The sequence below is a fragment of the Pelagibacterium sediminicola genome (assembly GCF_003390885.1).
In the GTDB taxonomy this organism is placed as follows: Bacteria; Pseudomonadota; Alphaproteobacteria; order Rhizobiales; family Devosiaceae; genus Pelagibacterium; species Pelagibacterium sediminicola.
In genome coordinates this window covers 1-1,397 of record NZ_QMEL01000026.1, presented here as the reverse complement: position 1 = coordinate 1,397, position 1,397 = coordinate 1, and the positions used below count along the sequence as shown (strand labels likewise).

Genomic DNA, 1,397 nt, shown 5'->3' with positions numbered 1-1,397 from the left:
GAGCTATGCGGGATTTTGGGTGATACGGCCTGATCAAGCGGCGCGATTTTCGGCGACGCTGGTGGCTACGCCGTCGGTGAATGTGACGCCTTCGATGAGCAAAGGCAACTGGTTCGCGCCCTTCAGGCGGCGCCATGTCTTGGCGGCAGCCTGAACGAGCTTGAAGACCATGAGCTTCGCCGTCTTCTGCGACAGCGCACCCTTGGTTCGGACAGTCCTGTGCCGAACGGTGGCGAAGACACTCTCGATCGGGTTTCCCGTGCGCAGGTGATCCCAGTGATCGGCCGGGAAGTCGTAGAAGGCGAGCAACGCCACGCTGTCCTTGGTCAGGCAGGTCACTGCCTTTTCGTATTTGGCGCCGTATTTCTCGGCGAAGACATTCATCGCGGTTTGCGCCACGGCGCGGGTTTCAGCCTGCCAGATCTCGCGCAGGTCGGCCTTCACCGCCGGCTGCATGGATTTCGGGAATTTGTTGAGCACGTTGGCGATTTTGTGGACCCAACATCTTTGATGGCGTGTGCCAGGGAAGACCTCGTCGAGCGCCTTCCAGAACCCCATTGCTCCGTCACCCACGGCAATCTCAGGCGGAACCGCGAGGCCGCGCGCCTTGATGTCGATCAGCAGTTCACGCCAGCTCTGCGCGCTCTCGCGCAAGCCGACCTGGAAGCCGACGAGTTCCTTCTTCCCCTCGGGCGTGGCCCCAAGAATGACCAGCATGCACTCGGCCTGCGGCTCCATCCGAGCCTGCAGGTAGACACCGTCCGCCCAGATGTAGACATACCGCCGGGCCGAGAGATCGCGGCGCTGCCAACGGTCGTATTCCTGCTGCCACTCCCCGGTCAGGCGCGAGACCACATCCGGCGACAGGTTGGGCGCGTCCTTCCCCAGGATTGCGGCCAGCGCCTCCTGGAAATTTCCCATCGAGATGCCACGCAGGTAGAGGACCGGCAGGAGAGCATCGAGGCTTCTTGAGCGCCGCGCCCATTTCGGCAGGATCGCAGAGCTGAAGCGGATCTTCTTCTCGGCCGACACATCGGGGGCACGGTCGCGCACCTTCGGGCGCTGCACGTCGAGCGCCCCGATCCCGGTCAGGATGCTACGCTCCGGACCGTAGCCGTGTCGGACAACCCGCTGGCGACCATCCGGCAGGGTCTCTTCGGCATACTGCGCGACGAAGGCGTCGGCCTCGGCCCGCAGCGCGGCAGCCAGCATTCGGCGCGCCCCGTCGCGCGCGATCTCGGTCAGAGGATCATCCACAGATTCCGGCTGACGAAAGGCGATGATGTCTGTAGTCTTCTTCATGGCGTATCGTTCCTTTGGGAAGTTCTGGCAGGCTTCGACACCCGCCACGATACGCCGCCCTTTCAGACCCCGTCACCCATTTCCCGGCATAGCTC

General features: G+C 63.4%; 1 protein-coding gene. It reads right to left on the bottom strand.

The window, feature by feature from the left end:
* Positions 1-33: 33 nt before the first annotated feature.
* Positions 34-1,302: an IS256 family transposase gene (locus DQG18_RS15845; RefSeq protein WP_116655214.1), complete on the bottom strand. Its 1,269-nt coding sequence runs from the start codon at positions 1,300-1,302 to the stop codon at positions 34-36.
* Positions 1,303-1,397: the final 95 nt, after the last annotated feature.